Source organism: Thiohalocapsa sp., assembly GCF_019695415.1.
In the GTDB taxonomy this organism is placed as follows: domain Bacteria; phylum Pseudomonadota; class Gammaproteobacteria; order Chromatiales; family Chromatiaceae; genus Thiohalocapsa.
This window is the reverse complement of record NZ_JAIFKJ010000440.1, coordinates 1-3,574: the sequence shown is the minus strand read 5'-3', so window position 1 is coordinate 3,574 and position 3,574 is coordinate 1. Positions and strand designations below refer to the sequence as shown.

The 3,574-nt window shown below is 66.5% G+C and carries 4 protein-coding genes; 1 reads left to right on the top strand and 3 read right to left on the bottom strand.

Annotated elements, in window-relative coordinates; all coding sequences use genetic code 11:
- Positions 1 to 621: 621 nt before the first annotated feature.
- On the bottom strand, positions 622 to 1,398 hold the full coding sequence (locus tag I6U14_RS12450) for an ABC transporter ATP-binding protein (protein WP_296899762.1): 777 nt from the start codon (positions 1,396 to 1,398) through the stop codon (positions 622 to 624).
- On the bottom strand, positions 1,398 to 2,348 hold the full coding sequence (locus I6U14_RS12445; RefSeq protein WP_296899764.1) for an iron ABC transporter permease: 951 nt from the start codon (positions 2,346 to 2,348) through the stop codon (positions 1,398 to 1,400). Before I6U14_RS12445 ends, I6U14_RS12450 begins: the two co-directional genes overlap by 1 nt.
- On the opposite strand from I6U14_RS12445, the gene I6U14_RS12440 reads away from it, so the two are divergent.
- Positions 2,271 to 2,477 carry a hypothetical protein gene (locus I6U14_RS12440; protein WP_296899766.1) on the top strand — a complete coding sequence of 69 codons (207 nt, stop codon included), beginning with the start codon at positions 2,271 to 2,273 and terminating at the stop codon, positions 2,475 to 2,477. The two genes, I6U14_RS12445 and I6U14_RS12440, sit on opposite strands and share 78 nt — an antisense overlap.
- Before the next feature lie 223 nt (positions 2,478 to 2,700).
- Here I6U14_RS12440 and I6U14_RS12435 read toward each other — a convergent pair.
- On the bottom strand, positions 2,701 to 3,574 hold an 874-nt coding region (locus I6U14_RS12435), incomplete at its 5' end, for an ABC transporter substrate-binding protein (RefSeq protein ID WP_296899758.1).

Below are 3,574 nucleotides of genomic sequence, written 5' to 3'. Positions count from 1 at the left end.
CAAGCTGGCCCGGGCCTGCTATCACATTCTGCGCGACGGCAGCGCGTTCGACGTGGACCGCGCCTTCGCCTGAACCGAATCGGGCATGCCTCGGTGAGCTCAGCCGAGGGGTTGGCGACCAGCCACCAGATCTGATTGAGCCCCGGGGCATTCCCGCCAACGCGTACGACAACCGTGGAGCGACAGCGTATGTGACCGAGACGCCCCCGCCAGTGAGCCAGAACGGGTTGGCTGCCTTCCACCGGAGCGCAAGCCAGAGATCTGTGAACGCACGGCCCGCCGACAGGTAGTGCCGTGCACCACTTGGACCTGTGCGGGGCACCGATGATTTTCTGGGGCTCGCATGAGCCACGGGCCGGGTGTCTTCTCCCCACAGGGAGCAGCCCCAGTGCCTAGAACCTGAAGGGTGACTGGTGCGGATCGGCTCCGCAACCACCACACAGAGAACTGACGGCGCGTCAACGGCTCAACGCAGCGTTTCGTGGAGTATTGATCTAGATCATCGTGCGCAGCCGCGAGGTTTTTTCACCGCCTATTGAGCGGGGTCAGCTAAATGGTGACCCCAGACTTGCTGGTAGCCGAGCCCCAAACCGACTGCGTTCAAGCCCGGCCTGTCGAGGCTTAGACCGGCACCATCACCGGCCGGCCGTCCACCTCTCCCCTGATCACCTCGATACCGTAAGCATCACCGACGGCCTCCGGCGCCAGGTCCGCGATTGGCCCTTGCGTCGAGGTCGCGTCAGGCCCCATGAGCAGGAACTGATCGGCGAAGCGCAGCGCAAGATTGATGTCATGCAGCACGACCAGCGTCGCCAGCTGTCGCTCGCGCGCCTGCGCCTGGATGCTGCGAAGCACGGCCATCTGATTGCGAAGATCCAGATGATTGACCGGCTCATCGAGCAGCAGCAGCTGTGGTTCCTGCACCAGGGCCCGGGCGATGAGAACCTTCTGCAGCTCGCCGCCGCTAAGCCGGGTGACGCGCCGAGCGCTGAGCGGCGCGAGCCCAAGCGCGCGCAGGGTGCGGTCAACCACCGCCAAATCGCGCTGGCCGGGTCCGACCCCGAGATGCGGCAGCCGCCCGAGCAGAACCGCTTCGAAGACGCTCACCTCGGTGCTCGCGCTGAGCTGCGGCAGATAGGCGACCCGGCGTGCCCGCTCGCGGGCGCTCAGCCCCGGCAGATCCAGCGCATCCAACTGGATCACGCCTTCTCGGAACGGCAGCAGCCCGGCAACGAGCTTCAGCAGCGTCGATTTGCCTACGCCGTTTGGCCCCAGCACCACCAACAACGCCCCACGCCCGACGTTGAGATCAAGCTGGTCGAGCACTGGCGCAGCGCGGTCATCAGAACCGGCCCCAGCGTAGGAAAAGGCCAGGCCCTGGATACGCAATCCGGACATCAGCGGCGCTGCCGCAGCAGCAATACAAGCAACAGAGGCGCGCCGACCAATGCCGTCACGGCACCGACCGGCAGCATGACCGGCGCGATCAGAACGCGCCCCAGGGTATCGGCGGCCAACAACAGCAGCGCACCGGCCAAGGCTGACAACGGTAGCAGGGTGCGCTGATCCGCGCCGACCAACAACCGCACCGCGTGCGGTGCAATCAGACCAATGAACCCGATCACGCCAAGGAAGGCGGTCGTGATCGCGGCCAGCACCGCGGCGGATGCGGCACCGAGCAAGCGCTCGCGCGCCACAGCGATGCCGAGCCCGCGCGCCAGCTCATCACCCCAGGCCAGCGCGTTATAGCGCCAGGCGGCCGCCAGGGGCAGGAGTCCGATCGTCAGCACCGCGGCCGCCAGCCAAGCGGTCTCGCGCCAGCCCGCGCGCCCAAGGTCGCCGAAGGTCCAAAACAGCGTTGCCGCAGCCTGGGTGTCAGAGGCGAAGTATTGCAGGATCATCGTCGCCGCGCTCGCGAAGGCACCGAGCGCGATGCCAGCCAGGACCACGGCCTCCGGTGTTAGCCCACGCAAGGTGCCGATGAGCAGGATCAAGGCCGCCGAGCCGAGACCACCGGCCAGCGCCAGACCGACCACGGGCACTGGCGTCTGAACACTCATGGCCTCGCGACCAACGCTGTGCAAGGCGCCGGCGTCGAACAGCACGATGGCTGCCGTTGCGCCCAAGGCGGCACCTTGCGAGATGCCAAGCGTAAATGGCGAGGCAAGCGGATTGCGCAGCAAGGCCTGCAGCACAGCCCCGGCCAGCCCAAGCGCCGCGCCCGCTAGTAACGCGGCGACCACCCGCGGCAACCTGAGGCCCCAGACCACTTGCGCCGCAACCTGCTGCTCCGGATCGACCGGCCCGGGTCCGAGGGCAAGGGCATGCACAACGTCCCCTGGTGTCAGCTGATAGGAGCCGGTGCCAAGGGCGACCAATGCAAGCACGACCAGCATCAGCAGCATCAGAACGCCAAGCAGCAGGCGCCGACGCAGCAACGCTTGGTAGGCGCGGAGCGGCGATGGATCGCCCACTGAAGCAGCGCGGCTCAACGCCAGGGCACCGGTGAGAAGCTTGCCGCAAGCGGCCGGCGCCGGCTCCCATTTCGGGCCCCACTTGGCCGGATCCCCGGAGCGCGCAGCCCCCAATCAGTCTCGCGCATCGAACCGCACCGCCAATCGTCGGCGCGGTTTCCTGCTCGCCTTGGTGCTGCAATGCGACGAGGCGATGACGACAAACCAGCGCGACAAGACTGCAGCCTCACGCCGCTGGGGAGTCGAAGGGTTGCACCACTCCGGTCAGCAGATCAACGCGGGCAAAGCCAGGCTGTTCACGGCGCAGCTCAGCATAGAGTGGCTGCCCGAAGAAGGCCTGATAGATCTGGTCGGCCTGAGCGACTGGATCGAGCTCCGGGAAACGCTCCGGGTGCAGCCTGGAGGCGATAAACCAGGCGTTAGCAAGCGCATGCTCGGCGTTGGTGTTGTAGGCATTGAACGGCAGGGTCGCAAAGACCTGCCCGTTTTGGACAGCCTCCAGCGCCGAGAAGACCTGCGGACTGACCTCGGCCTCGCGCAGCACCGCTGGCAGGCCGCCGCCATCGATGAACAACACAGGCGGATTCCACTCCAGGAGCTGCTCAAGGTCGATAAAGCGATGACCGGCATCGACGATCCGGTTGGCGAGATTCTCGGCACCCGCCCAGTGCAGTGGCAAATGCCCTGCCTGTGTGCTCGCAAGCCCCTGCAGACCCTTCAGGCTGATTCCTCCGATGTAGCTGGGCACCGGCTCGACCCCGTCCAAGCGCGCCGCAAGCGCTGCGAGAGAGCTGTCGATCGCACCCAATAGCGCGTCGGCGCGCGCTTGGCGACCCAGCGGCTCCGCCAGTCGGCGCAGCGACTCGGCGAACGTCGCCATCTCCAGCTCGCCCGTGCCGCCGTAGCTCAGCAGCAACACCGGAATGCCGGCGCGCTGCTGCAGCATCCGCGCCCGCTGCTCGCCCAGCGTTACCGCAACCGCCAGTCCGGGCTGCAGCGTTAGCAGCGGCTCCAGGCGGTCCTTTATACACACATCCGTGCCCACCAACCCGCACTGAACCTGCATTACCCTCCTTCGCTTGAAAAAAAAAAACACAAGC

Coding starts and splice junctions, on each gene's coding strand:
- I6U14_RS12450 (WP_296899762.1), bottom strand. CDS start 1,398: ATGTCCGGATTGCGTATCCAGGGCCTGGCCTTTTCCTACGCTGGGGCC.